Below are 18,641 nucleotides of genomic sequence, written 5' to 3'. Positions count from 1 at the left end.
GACATTTGCCCAATTCCCGGTGCGATCACAAACAGGTTCTTAGCAGCCACAGAGCTGCACTTTCAGGACATGGCCGCCAGCCCGGTTCAACCGGCAGGCGGCACTCCTCCGACACATAAAAATTGGAGACAAAGCATGAGCAAAACCAACCCGCCGCGCGGCGTGTCGCGCCGTTCCGTCCTGGCAGCAGCAGCAGCCTTGCCACTGGTGACGATCTGGAGCAAGCCGGCACGCGCCGCCGAATTCAGCTACAAGCTGGCCACCGGCCAGTCGCTCGACCAGCCGATCAACGCCCGCCTCAAGCAGGCCACCGACCGCATCCGCGAAGCCAGCTCGGGCCGGCTGGACATCCGTTTCTTCCCGGCCAGCCAATTGGGCTCCGACACCGACCTGCTGACCCAGGTGCGCACCGGCGGCGTCGAATTCCTCAACATTGCCGGCTCGGTGCTGTCGACCGTGGTGCCGCTGGCGGCCATCACCAATGTCGGCTTCACCTATTCCGATTACCAGCAAGTGTGGTCCAGCGTGGATGGCGAGCTGGGCAAGATCATCCGCGCGCAGATCGACAAGAGCGGCATCGTGTCGGTTTCAAAAGCGGCCGACAACAGCTTCCGCCAGATCTCGTCGACCTCCAAGCCGATCAAGACCCCGGCCGACCTGCAGGGCTACCGCATCCGCGTGCCGGTGTCGCCCATGTTCACCTCGCTGTTCAAGGCGCTCGGCGCCAATCCGACCTCGATCAACTTCAACGAGCTGTACACGGCGCTGCAAACCAAGCTGGTGGACGGGCAGGAAAACGGCCTGGTCGCTATCGACGCCGGCAAGTTGTACGAAGTGCAGAAATACATCAGCCAGACCAACCACATCTGGGACCCGTTCTGGCTGCTGGGCAACCGCCGTGCATTCAACAATTTGCCGGACGACCTGAAGGCGATCGTGCGCCGCGAATTCGACCGCGCCAGCGTCGAGCAGCGCGGCGATGTCGAACAGCTCAACACCTCGCTCAAGGAACAGCTCATCAAGAAGGGCATCATCTTCGACACCGCCAACCGCGACGCCTTCCGCAAGGCGCTGGCCGACGCCGGGTTCTACAAGGAATGGAAAGACAAGTTCGGCGCCGCGCCGTGGGCCGCGTTGGAATCCGTCGTCGGGAAGATGACATGAGTGCGGTCCACAGCATGAGCCAGGGCGCCGCGATGGAGACGCATGATGCCCCTCGCAGCCTGATCGACGCCTGCCAGCATTGGCTGCAGAAGACGGTCGAGACGCTGGCGGCGACGGTGCTGGTGGCCGAGGTGACGATCCTGATGGCCGGGATCGTCGCACGCTCGGTGCTGCACAGTTCGCTGATATGGAGCGATGAGCTGGCGTCCATCCTGTTCCTGTGGCTGGCCATGCTGGGGGCGGCGCTGGCCGTGCAGAAGAACTGCCACATGCGGCTGACCTTCTTTGTGTCCAAGCTGCCGCCGCGCGCCCAGGTCTGGGCCGAAACGCTGGCCATCGGCGTCACGCTGGTGCTGCTGGCGATGGTGCTGCATCCTAGCTTCGATTACGTGGAAGACCAGGGCTTCGTCGAAACGCCCGCGCTGGGATGGAGCGGCATGGTGCGCGCGCTGGCCTTGCCGGCCGGCTTCGTGGTTGCGCTCGCCAGCTGCGTGCTGCGCTTGCTGCAGCATGGCAAGCGCGATGTGGCCAGCGTGGCGGTGCTGCTCGCACTGGTTGCCGGCGGCTGCTACCTGGCCGCGCCGGCGCTGGCGGGGATGGGGCAGCAGGCGCTGCCGGTATTCTTCCTCGGCATGCTGGGCGTGGCAGTGATGGCCGGCGCGCCGATTGCCTTCGCCTTTGCGATCGCCACCAGCGCTTATTTGCTGTGTACCACCTCGACGCCGCTGGTGATCGTGGTCGGCCGCATGGATGAGGGCATGAGCAGCCTGATCCTGCTGGCCGTGCCGATGTTCGTCCTGCTGGGTCAACTGGTGCACGCCACCGGCCTGGCGCGCGTGATGGTCGAATTCCTGGCCTCGCTGGTCGGCCACGTACGCGGCGGCATGTCGTACGTGCTGTTGGGAGCGATGCTGCTGGTGTCGGGCATTTCCGGATCGAAGACCGCCGACATGGCCGCCGTGGCGCCGGTGCTGTTTCCAGAAATGCGCAAGCGCGGCGTGCAGGACAGCGAATTGATTTCGCTGCTGGCCGCCTCCGGCGCGATGAGCGAAACCATCCCACCGTCGCTGGTGCTGATCGCAATCGCCTCGATGACCGGCATCTCGATCGCGGCGCTGTTTACCGCCGGCATCCTCCCGGCGATCGTGCTGGCCGTGGTGCTGGCCGTCGTGGCCTGGTGGCGCGCCGGCAGCGACCATGTGGAAACCGCGCGCGCTCCCGTCAAGCACGTGCTGCGCACCTTTGCCATCGCACTGCCGGCATTGCTGCTGCCGTTCGTGATCCGCACTGCCGTGGTCGAAGGCGTGGCAACCGCGACCGAGGTCTCGACCATCGGCATCGCCTATTCGCTCATCGTCGGCTTGCTGATTTACCGGGGCAGCCTGAAGTGGAGCATGGCCATGCCGATCCTGGTGCAGACCGCCGCCTTGTCGGGAGCGATCCTGTTCATCGTCGGCGCCGCCAGCGCGATGGGATGGGCCTTGACGCAGTCGGGCTTCTCGCATGACCTGGCCGCCATGATGACCCATGTGCCGGGCGGCGCGACCGGCTTCCTGCTGGTATCGATCGTGGCGTTCATCGTGCTGGGCAGCGTGCTGGAGGGGATTCCCGCCATCGTGCTCTTTGCGCCTTTGCTGTTCCCGGTCGCGCACCAGCTCGGCATCCATGAAATCCACTACGCGATGGTCGTGATCCTGGCGATGGGTTTGGGCGTGTTCGCGCCGCCGTTCGGCCTGTGCTACTACGCCGCCTGCATCATCGGACAGGTACCGCCGGAGACCGCGCTCAAGCGCATCTGGCTTTATCTGGGCGTGTTGCTGGTGGGGCTGGTGGCGATTACGTTCATCCCCGCGATATCAACCTGCTTCCTCTGATCCATCCTGACCGCAACGCCCGCTGATGCGGGCGTTGCGGTTTTCATTTCTTGCTTTTCAATTATCGATCCAGGCTGTCAAAACGCTGACGTTCTTAAGAAAAGAGGCAAAAAGGGGAAAGAATCCCGTGCGCTAAGTCTTTACTAAGTATTCTTTGCTAGCGTCGAAAATCACGTTTCTGCAAGCGGGTCCGGTTTGCCCGGCGGCAGCGACGTAAAACAATAAAGACGGAGGCAAAATGCGCATTCTCTTGGCTGAAGATCATCGGCCCTTGGCGGACTGGCTGTCGTTGACGTTCGAACGCAGCAATTATTCCGTCGATTGCGTCTACGACGGGGACGGCGCGGATCATTTGTTGCTGACACAGCAGTACGACCTGGTCGTGCTGGATATCTCCTTGCCCAAACTCAGCGGGAACGAAGTCGTCCGGCGCTTGCGGGCGCGCGCCGGCAAGGTGCCGGTGCTGATGCTGACGGCCAACAATTCCATCGAGGGCCGGGTGGCGAGCCTGGACCTAGGCGCTGACGACTACCTCGGCAAGCCGTTTTCCGTCAAAGAGCTCGAAGCCAGGATGCGCGCATTGCTGCGCCGCTCGGAGCAGCATCCGAGTCCCTATTGGCAGTGCGGCTCCTTGTGCTATGACAGCAATACCAGGACATTCTCGATCGACTCCGCCATGCTGGCGCTGCCGCCGCGCGAACATTCGGTGCTGGAGACGCTCATGCTCAAGTCGGGGAAGACGGTCAGCAAGAAGATGATCGCCGACGCCTTGTTCGCCATGAGCGAGTCGGCTTCGTCGGAAGCGATCGAGGTCTATATCCACCGGCTGCGCAAGAAACTGGCGCAAAGCGACGTGGCGATCGTGACGCTGCGCGGCCTGGGCTACATCCTCAAGCAAGGCAGCGCTCTTGACTAGCCTGCGCAGCCAGCTCCTGCTTTGGCTGCTGTTCCCGCTTGGCATTTTTGTCGCTGTCAGCAGTTGGATCACCTACCGGAATGCGGTCGACATGGCCACGGCGACCCACGACCGCTTGCTGTTGGGCTCGGCGCGCGTCATCGCGGAACAGATACGCTATGACGATGGCGTATTCCTGGTGCCGGTCCCGCCGTCGGCATTGGAACTGTTCCAGTCCAGCGCGCATGACCGGGTCTTTTATCGGATCACATCGGCCAGCGGCAATTTACTGGCCGGTTCCGAAGACCTCCCGTTGCCGGCGGTGAAGCTGGGGCAGGAATCCTCGTATTTCTTCAGCACGGAATTCAGGGGCGAGAAAATCCGCGTTTCAGCCTATGGGCAATCGGTCATCACCGCTCCCGACGATGAGATGGTCATCGTCGAAGTGGCGCAGACCTTGCGCGCACACAAGATCTTTTCCGACCGGATATGGGAGCATGCGGTGCTGCAGCATTTGCTGATATTGCTGTTCGTCGCCGTGCTGCTGGCGCTTGGCGTGCGCAGCGCGCTGGCCCCCGCGATGCGGCTGCGGGACCATATGCAGCACCGCAAGCCGGATTCGCTCGAGCCGCTCTCCAGGGCCGATATCCCGGATGAGCTGGTGCCCATCGTCGATGCGGTGAATCACTACGTCGTCCGTCTGGACAAGCAGATGGCCGCGCATAGCCGCTTCATCGCCAACGCATCCCATCAACTCCGTACGCCGATCACCGTGCTGGCCACGCAGGTCGATTACGGCTTGCATAGCGATGATGCATCCGGCAAGGATGTGGCGCTGCGCGCCATGAAAGTCTCCCTGCAGCATGGCATCCGCCTGGTCAATCAATTGCTGTCGCTGTCCGGCGCGGAAGCGGCCAGCGACAGGCGCCAGGACGCGATGCTGGATAACGTCGACCTGGTACTGGTGGTGCAGGAAGTCTTTGAAGAGTTCGCCATGTTCGCCCAGGACAAGCGCATCGACCTCGGCTTCGATTGTGCGCATGGCAGCATTACCGCCCAAGGCGGCATGTACCACGAGCTGATCGCGAACCTGGTCGATAACGCCTTGCGCTACACCCCGCGAGGCGGGGTGGTGACCACCTCGCTCGACATGGACGAAACGAAGATCGTCCTGATGGTCGCGGATAACGGACCGGGGATTCCCGCCGAGGAACGGCAGCGCGTGTTCGAGCGGTTTTATCGCATCAGTTCCAGCCAGGCCGACGGAACCGGCCTTGGGCTGGCCATCGTGGCCGAGATCGCCGCGGTCATCGGCGCCCAGGTCGTCCTGTCGGCGCCCGCTGGCCATAGCGGCCTGATCGTTACTGTCGCGATTCCGGTTGCGGGTCATTGACGGTTCGTCCAGAGGCAGAACGCGCCCGCGTTGCTTAAAACGCACAGCGTCCTGGGGGAATGAAAGCTGGTCGTAAGATTCGAAATTTTATAGTGCCTCCACTGGATTGCAGCCAATCCAGCTTATTCAAATTCAAATATTGGAGACCACCCTATGAAGACCAAACTTGCCGGAATGGCGGCGCTTGCCGTGCTGGGAGCCGGCAGCGCCCATGCGCAATCCAGCGTCACCATCTATGGCTTGATCGACGCCACGATCAGCACCCAGAACAATGCCGACAAGAACGGCTCCAGGCTGACCGGCATCTCGACCGCCTGGTTCAGCGGCAACCGCATCGGCTTCAAGGGCAATGAAGACCTGGGCGGCGGCTTGAGCGCCATCTTCAAGCTGGAAGCCGAATACGTGGTCGGCACCGGTGAAATGGATACTCCGGGCGTGCTCTTCAACCGCGACTCCTGGGTCGGCCTGCAAGACAAGAAGACCTTCGGCCAGGTCACCCTGGGCCGGCAGAACACCCTGGCGCGCGATTTCGCCCAGGTCTATGGCGATGCCTACGGTTCGAAGGCGATCGGCTACAGCGAAGGCGGCTTCACCAACAACAACAACTTCAAGCAGATGATCTTCTACGCCGGCAGCGCGACGGGTACCCGTTACGACAACGGCCTGGTGTGGAAGAAGGTGTTCGATAACGGTCTGGTGGCCGGCGTCGGCTACCAGTTCGGCGAAGTCGCCGGCTCCATCAACAGCGGATCGACCAAGTCGTTCGCGCTAGGCTACAACGGTTCGAACTACGTGGTCTCCGGTTTCTACAACGAGGCCAACACCAACAACAAACTCAATGCCACCACGGAAAAGCACAAATCGTATTCCCTGGGCGGAAGCTACATATTCGGCATCACGCGACTCAATGCCGGTTACTTTCACTACACCGCGGAGCAAGGCGTGCTGGGCAAGCGTACCGACAATGCCTGGACCGTGTCGGCGAAATTCACTCCGCAAGGCGTGATGGATTATGAGGTCGGCTACCAGGTCATGCGGGCCACCAATGCCGCCTACAGTGCCGACGGCAGCGGAACCTTGAATGCATATACCGATGCATCCACCGCCACCGCCACCGGTTCCGGCAAGAAAACGACGGTGTACGGCTCCATGTTCTATCACCTGTCCAAGCGCACTGAACTGTACGTTGCCGCCGACTACATGAAGCTGACCGATGGCTATCGCGTTTCGTCGGCCAATGGTTTCATGAATCAGACCCAACTGGGCGTCGGTATGCGTACCCGCTTCTGACGCTGGCATCACCTTGCTTGAAATAGTTCTTTGAGGTTGCGGCGCATGGACAATGCGCCGTTTTTTTTTGTGGTTTGAAATCGCTCGCGGCGTCATTGTTTCTCGCCCGGAATCCGATGGCGTATGAAAATGCAGGCCGTTCAAGCCATACGGAGGATGGAACTCCCTCTGCCTTGCAGAGGAGTAAACAGTGGGCCATTTCCCGGATGGAGGAGCGATAGGGGGGAGCATCGTTCGCGTTGATTATGCTGCGGTGCAATGCCCCTCTCTTGGAAATAGACGCATTTTTTGGCGGCTCCACAGTGCAAGTCCTCGACGCGGGGCAGAAATCCAATATTCGAAATTAATTTGCAAACCGCTTGCTCTGTTTGTTTTGTGGTGTAGAATTTCTGAAACAAATAATTATTCACATCAGGAGACTTCAAATGGCATTCATCAAGAACGCTTGGTATGTCGCATGCTGGGACGCGCAAGTAAAGCCCGGCGAGATGTTTCATCGCACTCTGCTCGACCAACAAGTGGTTTTCTATCGCAAGCAGAACGGGGAGCCCGTGGCGCTCCAGGATCGTTGCCCACATCGCTTCATTCCCCTGCATCTCGGGACGATCCGTGGCGATGCAATCGAATGCGGATACCACGGATTGCAGTTCGATTGTTCAGGGAAATGCGTCAAGAATCCGCATGGCGACGGGAAAATTCCCGCTGCGGCCAAGGTGCGTTCGTATCCGGTGCACGAAAAGCACGGCATGTTGTGGATCTGGATGGGGGACGAAATTGCTAATCCGGATCAAATCCCCGATTACCGCGTGCTGGAGCCGAACTCCGGCTACCGGACCAGCACCGGAGGCTATATCCACATCAACGCCAACTATGAATTGATGGCTGAGAACCTGCTGGATCTGAGCCACATCACATACTTGCACGATGGTTTGCTCGGCAGTCCGGAGCAGGTAGGGGCCGATCAGGTGGTCAAGGAAGAGGGCACGCACATCCTGTGTAACCGCTGGATGCCGAACGTTGGCGTTCCAGGAATCTTTGACATGCTCTACAAGCGGGATGGCAAACACGTCGATATGTGGACCAACATGCGATGGATTCCGCCCAGCAGCTTCATCCTGGACTCGGGCGTGCATGTTCCGGGCGGAGAGCGGGAAGACAAAGGGTGGTACTACGGCGTCCACATCCTGACTCCGGAAACGGAACGTACGACCCACTATCACTTTGCCGCAGCGCTGCCATCCGGCACCGTGATGTCGGAAGACGAAGCGGCACAGTATGCGGAGTTGCGACGCTTCGCATTCGAGGAGCAGGACAAGCCCATGCTGGATGCGCAGCAATCCGCCCTCGGCGATTCCAATTTCTGGGACATGAAGCCGGTACTCTTGAGCGTAGATGCCGGCCCGGTGCGAATGCGTCGTGCGCTCGAGCGCATGCTGGAAGAGGAGCTGCGCAGCGTTGAGGCGAAATCAGGGAAGAAGGAGCAGGTGACTTCGGTCTGATCAATTTGCAGGGCCAATAATTCTAAAAGGAGACAATGATGTGGAATAAGCTGAAAGTGGCGGCAATCGTCGCTTTTGTGGGGGCCACGCTACAACCGGCCAGCGCCCAGACGCCGATAAAGATCGGTTTCATCGGCGAGCTTTCCGGGGCACAGGCGTCTATTGGCCGCGATCAATATGACGGCTTCATGCTGGTGGTCGAACGCAATGGCGGGAAGTTGGGAGGTGTTCCGGTTCAAGTTATCAAGGAAGACACGCAGCTGAAACCGGATGTGGCAAATCAGGCGGTAAGGCGCCTGATTGAAAAGGAGAAGGTGCCAATCATCACCGGCGTCTCTTTCTCCAACATCATGATGGCCGTTCATAAGTATGTGACGGACCAGCAAGTATTCCTCATCGGCTCTAATGCCGGGCCTTCACAGATCGCCGGTGCTCAATGCTCTCCCTATCAATTTATCACTGCGTGGCAGGGCGATCAGGCCGCCGAGGCGGTCGGAAAATATGCGTCCGACCAGCGTTACAAGAGGGTGCTGTTAATGGCGCCAAACTACCAGGCCGGCAAGGACACCTTGGCAGGTTTCAAACGCCACTACAAAGGCGAGGTCGTCGACGAGCTCTATACGCAGCTGAACCAGCTGGATTTTGCGGCAGAGATTTCTCAGGTGAGTTCTGCCAAGCCCGATGCCGTATTTGCCTTCTTCCCTGGCGGGCTTGGCGTTAGCTTTGCAAAACAATATGCGCAAGCAGGCCTCATGAAGAAGGTGCCGCTTCTGTCGGTCTTTGTGGCGGATGCAATTAATCTTCCCTCCATTGGCGACAATGCGTTGGGCATGGTGAGCGGCAGTTTCTGGGGTCCGGATATTGACATTCCTGCAAGCAAGCGATTCGTGGATGAATTCGAAAAGAAATACGGCCGGATTCCATCGAACTATGCGGCTCAAAGCTATGACGCGGCACAGCTGCTGGAGTCTGCCATTAAGAAGGTCGGTGGGAATGTCGCCGACAAGCCCGCATTCATGGCAGCACTCAAAGCGGCCGATTTCAAGTCGGTACGCGGTTCGTTTCGGTTCAATAACAACAACTTCCCTATTCAGGACATGCACGTCCTGGAAGTGGCCAAAGACGAAAAGGGCCGATTGAGCCTCAAAACGCTGGCCACGCCGTTCAAATCGGTGGAGGACGCTTATCACGATAAGTGCCCTCTGAAGAATTAACCGGTATTTCTCTCACTTTGGACGGGACGGCGTAACTTCCGTCCCAGAGTATTTCTTCATGACTAGCAAAACAATCTCGGTTCGTGTCGTCGAGAAGCGGCGGGCGGCATTGGACATTTGCCTTTTTGAATTGGAACGAATGGATGGCAAGGCATTGCCATCGTTTAGCGCCGGATCGCATATCGACGTCTATCTGCCCAACGGATTGGTGCGTCAATATTCGTTATGCAATGATCCAGCGCGCACAGACAGGTATCAAATATGCGTTCTATTGGACCCGAACACCCGGGGCGGGTCTAAAGCGATGCACGGACTGGTCGATTTGGGCGATGAATTGCAGATCGGGGAGCCGAGAAATCTGTTTCACCTGGCTTCAGGGAACCATGAAGTCGTCTTGCTGGCTGGCGGCATCGGGGTTACTCCGCTGATGGCAATGGCGTGGCAGTTGCTGGCGCAAGATGCAAAGTTTCACCTGCATTATTTTGCCCGTAGCGCTGAAAGGACGGCCTTCCACGATTTGATACTGCAGTCGCCATTGCGCGAAAAGGTTTCGTTCTGGTTCGACAACGATACAACCACGGAAAAGCCTTCTGTGGCGGACATATTGCGCCGTGCAACGGAGGATTCCCATGCCTATGCGTGTGGCCCCATGGGATTTCTCAAATACGTGCGGGACACATGCGAGCAGATCCGATGGGCGCATTTGCACTATGAGGCATTTACGGCCGCGCCGGCTGAAGACGGCGATGCATTCGCCGTCAGAATCAAAAGCACCGGTGAAATGGTCGAGATTCCAGGCAATCAGACCGTGGTTGAGGCGCTTGCGCGAAAGGGGATTGAGATTCCAGTTTCATGCGAACAGGGCATCTGCGGGACCTGCCTGACCAAGATATGCGACGGTATCCCGGATCATCGGGATCAGTATCTGAGCGACGACGAACGGGCCAGGGGGGACCAGTTCACACCATGCTGCTCTCGATCAAAGTCGTCAATTCTCGTGCTGGATTTATGAAGACGGCGTAGTGCCTGATAGTTGTCTGGATGATGTTGTAGAGGTCCCCAAAGGCCGGCATGTGCCGGCTGCGTCCCCGCCATGTAAGCATCAGAATTTTCTCTATATTTTTCCCCTATCCCGGTTTGGTTTTCTGGAGTTGTCAAAGAAGCTCCCAGTCTTCGGCTAAAGATCTTGCATGCGTGGATAGAGCCGGCTTCGCAGCCGTACGTATCGTGCCGCCGGCATGGCAAACAAGTCGTTTCGGCAATCGCGTCCAGCGCGCTCGCGCGTGCGGAGAAGCGTGCCTGGAGCAGTATAATGAGTGCACGCAAGTAACTTTGAAGCCAAACATGACCTCTACCAGTTTTCCCTCGCTTAATCTGCACGCAGAAGCAGCCAATACTCTGGCGCCCATGCCGGAGAGTGAGGAAAACCGCGTGTCGAAGAAGCCGCCTCGCAGGACGCAAAATGACCGAACGCGAGAAGCCCGGGACCGTTTGTTGACGGCGGCAATTGAAGTCCTGATGGAAAAGGGATACGCCGGCTTGACAACCAAGGAAGTCGCCACGCGTTCAGGTCTCTCGAATGGTGCATTAATGCATCACTTCAATTCCAAGGCAGAACTCGTGGTGGCTGCAACCGCCGCCGTTTTCGACGTATCAATCGAGCGTGGCCAACGCGTCGCGAAATCGAAACAGGCTGTTAAGGACCCCATTGAAGGATTCATTGCAGATAGCTTGAGCGTGTACTTTGACTGGCCTTTTATTGCCGCATTGGAGGTCATCATCGTCGCCAGAACCGATGTGGATCTGATGGAAAAAATCCTGCCGGTGATGCAGAACTATCGCAATACAACAAATGAACTCTGGCTCAAGGTGTTTCGTGAAGCCGGAATATCCAATAAGCAGGCGACGTCGATACTTAATTTGACCCTGAACCTGGTGCGAGGCATGGCAATTAATCGCTTATGGCGCCATGACGATAGCTACTACAAACAGATCCTGAAGGAATGGGTCAAACTGATCAAGTCAACGACAAGTGAGCGCTAAGCGGCCGGGATAACGGCGAATTCATTGTCCGCAGCTCATTTGCTCTTGGTATTGCCCGCGCTTTTCTTATCCGAGAACAAATCGAAAATCAGCCTGCGCATCCACTGGTTCCCCGGCTCTTTGTGAAATTTGGCATGCCAAAAGACATTGATCCCGGTTTCGGGCAAAGCCACGGGATGTTCTAAGAATCGCAGATTGAATGGCTCCAGGCACTGGCGAGCATACCGTTCCGGTACGGTCGCAATCATATTAGTCGTAGAGAGAATGTGCCCGACGGCCACGAAATGCGGCACGGTCAATCGTATATTTCTGCGGATTCCCTTCCGTTCGATTGCGTCATCAAGCTTGGCGTGACCAGTGCCGGAGGCGACCACCATCACGTGTTCTGCCTGAGAAAACTCCTCCACACTCATCTTCTTCTTGTCCAACGAATGCCCGCGACGCAGGAGGCAGACATATTTTTGCTCAAACAAACGTTGCTGAAAGAAGCCGGCCTTTAACTGCGGAAGTAAGCCCACAGCCAGGTCAACGTGACCAGACTCCATGCCATCCTTGAGATTGATGGCTGTATTGCGCACCGTATTGATTGATATGTTGGGAGCGATACTGGCCAAAGCATCCATCAGTCGTGGAAGAAAGTAAATCTCTCCAATATCCGTCATCCCGATCGTGAAGGTCCGGCTGGTTCGTTCCGGATCGAATAGCGCTTGTTGGTTCAGCGTGCTATGGATGGCGCTCAATGCATAGGCAATCGGCTCGGCCAGCTGGATCGACAGCGATGTTGGCTCCATGCCTTTGGACGTGCGCAGAAACAGCTCATCCCCGAGATGGCGCCGCAGTCTATTGAGTGCATTGCTGATGGCCGGCTGAGTCTGCCCAAGTTTCTCGGCAACAATCGAAACCCGGCGATCGATCAGAAGCTGATTGAAGACCACCAGCAGGTTAAGGTCGATGTCTTTGAGTTCCATTGGAGTCGCCTGAGTAATATCACCGTTCGTGATTTTTGAAATTCAGAGAATACTATATATTTATAAATACCCGCTTCCTATAATCGCCTCACCAAACTAAATAAATCTAAGTAGGCAGAAGGAGACAGGTATGGAACTCGTGGTGCAACCCCTTGGGCGTTCGCTGGCCGTTAAGGCTGGAGACAACCTGTTGGAGGTGTTGCAGGAAAATGGGATTCCTGTTTCTTACAGCTGCCGCGCGGGGCGTTGCGGTACCTGTCGCTGCAAAGTAATCGAGGGGAAGGTTCTGGAGTCGGCGGGTGATGCCAAAATCACCAATCTTGGCGAGGGAAATCACGTCCTGGCGTGCATGAGCGTGCTGACGGAGAATTGTGTCGTCGAAATTCCCGAGCCCGATGAGATCGTGGCGCATCCTGCACGAATTCTCAGGGCAAGCGTGGCGGCAATCGAAGACCTGACGCACGATATCAAGCGTCTGGTTCTCAAATCGCCCAAGCCCCTTTCGTTTTCTCCCGGGCAATATGCCATTCTGCAATTCACCCCGGAGCACATTCGGCCTTATTCGATGGCGGGTTTGCCAGAAGACGATACGCTCGAATTCCACATCCGCTACGTGCCGAATGGACGCGTCACGGGTTATGTATTCAAGGAGTTGAAGGTAGGGGACCAAGTGCGCGTTTCCGGCCCGATGGGAACTGCATATCTGCGTAAGAAGCACGAGGGTCCTGTCCTTTGCATCGCCGGAGGGACGGGGCTGGCTCCCGTCTTGTCGATCGTTCGTTCTGCCACCGCCATGAAGATGACCAATCCGATTCATCTCTATTTCGGCGTGCGCTCTTCCGCCGATATCTACGGCCAAGACTGGCTAAAACAGCTTTCCGAAATCAATCCCAATTTGCATGTGCAGGTGGTGATCGCCACCAACGAGCCTGGCGCTGCCCATCGAGTCGGGCTCGTGACCGATTCCGTATCGAAAGATTGGAAGGATCTGAGGGACTGGCGCGCCTATCTGTGCGGAGCACCGCCAATGGTCGAGGCTGCCACGCTCATCGCCAAATCCAAAGGAATAGCGATGGAACACATTTATGCCGACGCATTTTATGCGAGTGCCAACTAAGAGAACAAGGAATGCGAGATGAAAGCTGACGTACCGGATTTCGTGCGGGCGGAGCGTCGCCAGTATTACGATCTGATCAACCAATTCAGCATGACGCCGCTTTGGGAAGTGCTGGGCCGTCTTGTGCCGAGGTCTCCGGCGCCTGCAATAACGCCCACTCTCTGGAAGTACTCGGACGTGCGCAAGCACGTCATGCAGGCCGGTAGTCTGATCAGCGCGGAGGAGGCAGAACGCAGGGTTCTGATCTTGGAAAACCCCGGTCTTCGCGGAAATTCATCGGTGACACAAAGCCTGTATGCAGGCCTGCAGTTGATCATGCCGGGTGAGGTGGCGCCGGCGCACCGCCATACTCAATCCGCGCTGCGCCTGGTGTTGGATGGCGAAGGCGCCTACACAGCAGTGGATGGCGAGCGAACCACCATGCGACGTGGCGATTTCATTATTACGCCGGCATGGACTTGGCATGACCATGGAAATCTTGGCCAAGAGCCGGTGGTCTGGTTAGACGGTCTGGACATTCCCCTTGCAAGATTTTTCGATGCGGGCTTTGCCGAGCCGGGGGAAGAGCATTCTCAGAGCGTCAGTCGTCCTGAGGGTGATGCCCTGGCGCGATACGGCAGTAACATGCTGCCCGTCGACTTCCATCAGCCGACAAATTCCCCCACCAAAGTCTTTGTCTATCCGTTTGCGCAAACTCGCGCGGCCCTGAAGATGGTTGCGCAGGGAGAGGTCGATCAGCATCACGGCCACAAGCAACGGTTTGTCAATCCCGCCACAGGGGCGTCGCCGATGCCCACGATGGGCGCATTCATTCAACTTCTGCCGCAGGGATTCGAAAGTTTGCCGTATCGCAGCACCGACGCCACTGTCTATGTCTGCCTGGAGGGAGAGGGCGAAGCATTGGTGGGCGATCAGGTTCTGAGATTCCAGGAAAACGACGTATTCGTCGTGCCATCGTGGAGCGCGCTGCAGCTGCGTGCTCAGCGTGACGCCATTCTCTTTAGTTATTCGGACAGACCGGCACAGCAGGCCATTGGATTCTGGCGCGAAGAGCGCCTTGCGCGAGCGGCCGCCTGATAACCGACCCTTCAACTAATGCATTTGGCCGCATTGGCGGCCAGACTCATCTTCAATCGGAGATTTCATGAACTACGCCGTACCCGTTGCTCCCGTCACCAGCCTTGATATCGCAGGCAGTGGAGATGCATTTCCAGTCAATCGTATTTTCTGCGTCGGCAGAAACTATGCTGCCCATGCCCGTGAAATGGGTAAGGACCCAGAGCGCGATCCTCCGTTCTTCTTCATGAAACCGGCCTGCGCGGCGGTGCGGGCAGGCGAAGGTGAAACCCGCATTCCCTATCCCCCCATGACATCGAATTTCCATCATGAAATCGAGTTGGTCGTAGCGATCGGCCGCGGTGGCAAGAACATTAGCGTCGATGAGGCGTTGTCGTATGTCTATGGTTACGCAGTTGGCCTGGACATGACACGCCGGGATTTGCAGCTGGATGCTCGCGAGAAGGGGCGCCCTTGGGAATTCGGTAAGTCATTCCGCGACTCGGCTCCAATTGGCCCCATCCATTCCGTCGCGAGCGTCGGGCACATTACCGGTGGAGAGATTGCGTTGGCGGTTAATGGCCAACCGAGGCAGCGTTCCAATGTATCGGAGCTTATTTGGTCGGTGGCGGAGAGTATCGCTTACCTCTCGCAGTACGAGGCGCTGGAACCCGGCGACATCATCATGACCGGCACGCCGGAAGGCGTGAACGCAGTATCGTCCGGAGACCTGATGGAAGGCTTCGTCGAGGGTCTTGGCGCGATCCGCGTTCGGGTAACGGCATAACGGACGTCAGAACAGGAGAGTCGACATGCAACATCCTGGCGAGGCTTTTCCGCTGGAGCAGAAATGGGAAGGCGACGGTTCCAGCCGTATTCCCTTCTGGGCGTATACAGACAAGGCGCTCTATCGGCGTGAATTAGAGCGTTTCTTCTATCGCGGGCATTGGAATTATGTCGGCTTGGAAGCCGAGATTCCGAATCACGGTGATTTCAAGAGGACGGTCGTAGGCGAACGCTCGGTGGTAATGATCCGCGACGCCGACGGTGAAATTAATGTGGTCGAGAACGTATGTGCCCACCGGGGTATGCAGTTCTGCCGAGAAAGAAGCGGCAACAGGAAGGAGCTGGTGTGTCCCTATCACCAGTGGAACTACAAGTTAAATGGCGATCTTCAAGGGGTTCCGTTCCGCCGCGGCGTCAAGCAGGACGGCAAGGTCAACGGCGGCATGCCGGGCGACTTCAAGGTCGAAGAGAACGGTCTGACCAAGCTCAAGGTGGCACGGCGCGGCGGAGTGGTATTCGCCTCGTTTGATCATGATGTGGATTCGCTGGAGGACTTTCTTGGTCCCCAGATTCTGGCTTATTTCGATCGCTTGTTCAACGGCCGCCGGCTGAAGATCCTGGGGTACAACCGCCAGCGCATTCCCGGCAACTGGAAGCTGATGCAGGAAAACATCAAGGACCCTTACCATCCGGGCCTGTTGCATACCTGGTTCGTGACCTATGGCTTGTGGCGCGCGGATAACAAGTCCCAGTTGCGCATGGACGACAAGTTCCGCCACGCGGCAATGATCTCCACGCGCGGCACGGGGGGCGTCAAGAACGAAGTGACCGCCGGCGTAAGCAGCTTCAAGGAGAGCATGCAAGTGCATGACAAGCGCTTGCTCGACATCGTCCAGGAAGATTGGTGGAATGGTCCGACCGCCGTCATGATGACGGTGTTCCCAAGCGTGATCTTCCAGCAGCAGGTCAATAGCGTTTCGACCCGCCACATCCAGCCTAACGGTACCGGCTCATTCGATTTTGTCTGGACCCATTTCGGTTTCGAAGACGATAGCGAAGAAATGACCGAGCGGCGCCTGATTCAGGCAAATCTGTTCGGCCCTGCCGGTTTTGTTTCCGCCGACGATGGGGAGGTGATCGAATTCTCGCAGTGCGGCTTCGAGCAGAAACCGGCGCATCGCACGCTGGCCGAGCTTGACGGCCGCGATTGCCGCGATACAGAGCACATGGTTACTGAAACACTCATTCGCGGCATGTATGACTACTGGCGCAAGGTAATGGAGGTCTGATGATGGATGCAAGCTTGTATGTTGAACTCTGCCAGCTCTATGCAAAATATGCCGAAGTCACCAGTAACGGACGATGGGAAGAATGGCCGGATTTCTTTACCGACGAGTGCATCTATAAGGTGCAGCCCCGGGAAAATTATGAGAGGGGTTTCCCACTGGCGACGCTGTCTTTCATCAGCAAAGGGATGCTGCATGACCGTGTGTATGGCATCCGCGAAACCCTCTTTCATGATCCCTATTACCAGTTGAATGTGACGGGATTGCCGTTGCTGAAGGCGAAGGAGGGCGATGTCCTGAAGGTGGAAGCCAACTACTCGATCTTGCGCACCAAGCTGAGCCAGGAGACGACGGTCTTTAATGTCGGACGTTATCTTGACGAGGTCAGCATGACCCCGGAAGGGATGCGCTTCAAGTCGAAACTGTGCATCTACGACTCGGAAATGATTCCGAACTCGTTGATCTATCCGATCTAAGGGAATGCTAAGGGAATGATGAGCGATCAACTCAGCGAACAATGGCTCGATGCCGGTACGGTAGACGAGATTCCGGCGGATGACGTGGTCGGCCTGGCCGTGGGAGGAAAAGACCTTGCCTTATATCGTGTTGATGGCGAGGTTTTTGCCACCGACAACATTTGCACGCATGGACACGCCAGGCTATGTGACGGATTTCTTGACGGACATGAAATCGAATGTCCTTTGCACCAGGGGAAGTTTGACATTCGCAATGGCAAGGCCATGTGCGCGCCGCTGACCGAAGACGTCAAAACCTATCCGATTCGGATCGAGGACGGCAGGGTCTTCGTCGGATTCTAAAATAAGACGCCGCCATCGTCGCGGCGCCATATACATAACGACACAGGAGAGGAGACAGAATGAAATACACGAAAGCGATTACTGCTGGTGCAACTGCCCTGGCATGTTGGGCGAATATGCCTGCCGTCGCTGCCGATGCACTCAAAATCGGTTTTTCGGCCCCGCTGACGGGCAGCCAGGCGGTAGTTGGCCAGGATCAGGTTGACGGCTTCAATCTGGCAGTCGAACAGAACGGCGGGAAATTGGGCGGGCGGACTGTCACCCTTTTTAAGGAAGACGACCAATTAAAGCCTGAAATCGGCGCGCAGGTCGTTCGCAAGTTTGTCGAAAAGGACAAAGTAGACGCGATCGTCGGCTTGGGATTCTCTAATGTCTTTATGGCCACCCTTAAGACCATTGTCGATTCCGGCGTAGTGGCGATAGGTACCAATGCGGGGCCTTCCCCCGTGGCAGGCGCATCGTGCGCCGCCAATGTGTTCTCTGTTGCATGGCAGAACGACGGTACCGCGGAGGCGGTTGGCCAGTACGTGAAATCCAGGAATTTCAAACGGGTGGTGCTGCTGGCGCCGAACTACCAGGCCGGTAAGGACATGCTGACCGGCTTTAAGCGCTTCTATCAAGGACAGCCGGCGGACGAGCTCTACACCCAGGTTGGCCAAGCAGACTATTCCGCGGAAATATCGCAAATCCAGGCGGCTAAAGCAGATGCGGTATTTGTCTTCTATCCCGGCGGGATGGGCGTGAATTTTGTGAAGCAATTCAGCCAGGCAGGACTGCTGGGGAAATTACCGATGTTCTCCATCTTCACCGTGGATGGCACCACGATGCCGGCGTTGCGTGATGCGGCGGTGGGAAGCGTCTACGGCGCCATGTGGGACGCCGCCCTGGATACGCCTGACAATAAGAAATTCGTTGACGCCTTCCAGGCTAAATACAAGCGGATTCCCAGCGAATATGCGGCTACCGGCTACGACGCCGCGCGGTTGCTCGATCTGGCCGTGCAAAAGGCCGGCGGGAACACCAGCGACCGGAAGGCTTTCGCCACGGCAGTGAAGGCGGCGGGCGCCGAGTTTCGTTCGGTGCGGGGACCGTTCCGGTTCAACAATAACAACATGCCGGTGCAGAACTACTACATCTTCGACGTGATCAAGAACGGCGGCCGTGTCGAAGTCAGGCAAAGCGGTGTGGCGCTCACCAACCATACCGATAGCTATAGCACCCTGTGCGTAAGGAAGTGA

17 protein-coding genes are annotated in these 18,641 nt (G+C 57.5%); 16 read left to right on the top strand and 1 reads right to left on the bottom strand.

Annotation, left to right across the window (positions count from 1 at the left end; genetic code table 11):
• Positions 1-135 precede the first annotated feature (135 nt).
• The 9 genes from AKL28_RS16655 to AKL28_RS16615 all read left to right on the top strand — a co-directional run bounded on the left by AKL28_RS16655 (position 136) and on the right by AKL28_RS16615 (position 11,372).
• The gene (locus AKL28_RS16655; protein ID WP_050469270.1) at positions 136-1,164 is read left to right on the top strand and encodes a TRAP transporter substrate-binding protein; all 1,029 of its coding nucleotides are present in this window, start codon (positions 136-138) and stop codon (positions 1,162-1,164) included.
• Positions 1,161-3,038: a TRAP transporter large permease gene (locus AKL28_RS16650; RefSeq protein ID WP_082221543.1), complete on the top strand. Its 1,878-nt coding sequence runs from the start codon at positions 1,161-1,163 to the stop codon at positions 3,036-3,038. Before AKL28_RS16655 ends, AKL28_RS16650 begins: the two co-directional genes overlap by 4 nt.
• 238 nt (positions 3,039-3,276) lie before the next feature.
• On the top strand, positions 3,277-3,954 hold the full coding sequence (locus tag AKL28_RS16645) for a response regulator (protein ID WP_050469269.1): 678 nt from the start codon (positions 3,277-3,279) through the stop codon (positions 3,952-3,954).
• Positions 3,947-5,326: a sensor histidine kinase gene (locus tag AKL28_RS16640; RefSeq protein WP_231602467.1), complete on the top strand. Its 1,380-nt coding sequence runs from the start codon at positions 3,947-3,949 to the stop codon at positions 5,324-5,326. The genes AKL28_RS16645 and AKL28_RS16640 overlap by 8 nt, the downstream gene beginning before the upstream one ends.
• A 153-nt stretch (positions 5,327-5,479) precedes the next feature.
• The gene (locus tag AKL28_RS16635; RefSeq protein ID WP_050469268.1) at positions 5,480-6,616 is read left to right on the top strand and encodes a porin; all 1,137 of its coding nucleotides are present in this window, start codon (positions 5,480-5,482) and stop codon (positions 6,614-6,616) included.
• A gap of 425 nt (positions 6,617-7,041) precedes the next feature.
• Entirely contained in the window at positions 7,042-8,115 is a 1,074-nt protein-coding gene (locus AKL28_RS16630) for an aromatic ring-hydroxylating dioxygenase subunit alpha (protein ID WP_050469267.1), read from the top strand.
• Positions 8,116-8,153: 38 nt separating this feature from the next.
• Positions 8,154-9,329: an ABC transporter substrate-binding protein gene (locus AKL28_RS16625; protein ID WP_050469266.1), complete on the top strand. Its 1,176-nt coding sequence runs from the start codon at positions 8,154-8,156 to the stop codon at positions 9,327-9,329.
• A 58-nt stretch (positions 9,330-9,387) separates the two neighbouring features.
• A complete protein-coding gene (locus AKL28_RS16620; RefSeq protein WP_050469265.1) occupies positions 9,388-10,341 on the top strand; it encodes a PDR/VanB family oxidoreductase in 954 nt (317 codons plus the stop codon).
• A 332-nt stretch (positions 10,342-10,673) separates the two neighbouring features.
• Positions 10,674-11,372 (top strand): TetR/AcrR family transcriptional regulator, encoded by a 699-nt coding sequence (locus tag AKL28_RS16615; protein WP_050469264.1) that lies wholly within the window; start codon positions 10,674-10,676, stop codon positions 11,370-11,372.
• Positions 11,373-11,407: 35 nt separating this feature from the next.
• Here AKL28_RS16615 and AKL28_RS16610 read toward each other — a convergent pair whose 3' ends face one another.
• A complete protein-coding gene (locus AKL28_RS16610) occupies positions 11,408-12,340 on the bottom strand; it encodes a LysR family transcriptional regulator (RefSeq protein ID WP_050469263.1) in 933 nt (310 codons plus the stop codon).
• A gap of 130 nt (positions 12,341-12,470) precedes the next feature.
• On the opposite strand from AKL28_RS16610, the gene AKL28_RS16605 reads away from it, so the two are divergent.
• From AKL28_RS16605 to AKL28_RS16575, 7 genes are all read left to right on the top strand, one after another.
• The gene (locus tag AKL28_RS16605) at positions 12,471-13,457 is read left to right on the top strand and encodes a 2Fe-2S iron-sulfur cluster-binding protein (protein WP_050469262.1); all 987 of its coding nucleotides are present in this window, start codon (positions 12,471-12,473) and stop codon (positions 13,455-13,457) included.
• Between the two features lie 18 nt (positions 13,458-13,475).
• Positions 13,476-14,534, top strand: a complete 1,059-nt coding sequence (gene gtdA, locus AKL28_RS16600) for a gentisate 1,2-dioxygenase (protein ID WP_050469261.1) — start codon at positions 13,476-13,478, stop codon at positions 14,532-14,534.
• A 67-nt stretch (positions 14,535-14,601) separates the two neighbouring features.
• Positions 14,602-15,300, top strand: coding sequence for a fumarylacetoacetate hydrolase family protein (locus tag AKL28_RS16595; protein ID WP_050469260.1), 699 nt, complete (start codon positions 14,602-14,604; stop codon positions 15,298-15,300).
• A 25-nt stretch (positions 15,301-15,325) separates the two neighbouring features.
• Positions 15,326-16,588, top strand: coding sequence for an aromatic ring-hydroxylating dioxygenase subunit alpha (locus AKL28_RS16590; protein ID WP_050469259.1), 1,263 nt, complete (start codon positions 15,326-15,328; stop codon positions 16,586-16,588).
• A gap of 2 nt (positions 16,589-16,590) precedes the next feature.
• Complete coding sequence (locus tag AKL28_RS16585; protein ID WP_050469275.1) at positions 16,591-17,061, top strand: aromatic-ring-hydroxylating dioxygenase subunit beta; 471 nt, start codon at positions 16,591-16,593, stop codon at positions 17,059-17,061.
• A gap of 18 nt (positions 17,062-17,079) precedes the next feature.
• On the top strand, positions 17,080-17,403 hold the full coding sequence (locus AKL28_RS16580) for a non-heme iron oxygenase ferredoxin subunit (protein WP_050469274.1): 324 nt from the start codon (positions 17,080-17,082) through the stop codon (positions 17,401-17,403).
• Positions 17,404-17,462: 59 nt separating this feature from the next.
• Entirely contained in the window at positions 17,463-18,641 is a 1,179-nt protein-coding gene (locus AKL28_RS16575) for an ABC transporter substrate-binding protein (RefSeq protein WP_050469258.1), read from the top strand.

Origin of the sequence: Herbaspirillum chlorophenolicum, assembly GCF_001189955.1 — a bacterium.
In the GTDB taxonomy this organism is placed as follows: Bacteria; Pseudomonadota; Gammaproteobacteria; order Burkholderiales; family Burkholderiaceae_D; genus Herbaspirillum; species Herbaspirillum chlorophenolicum.
Note: the sequence above shows the minus strand (reverse complement) of the source record. Positions and strands in the feature narration are given on the sequence as shown.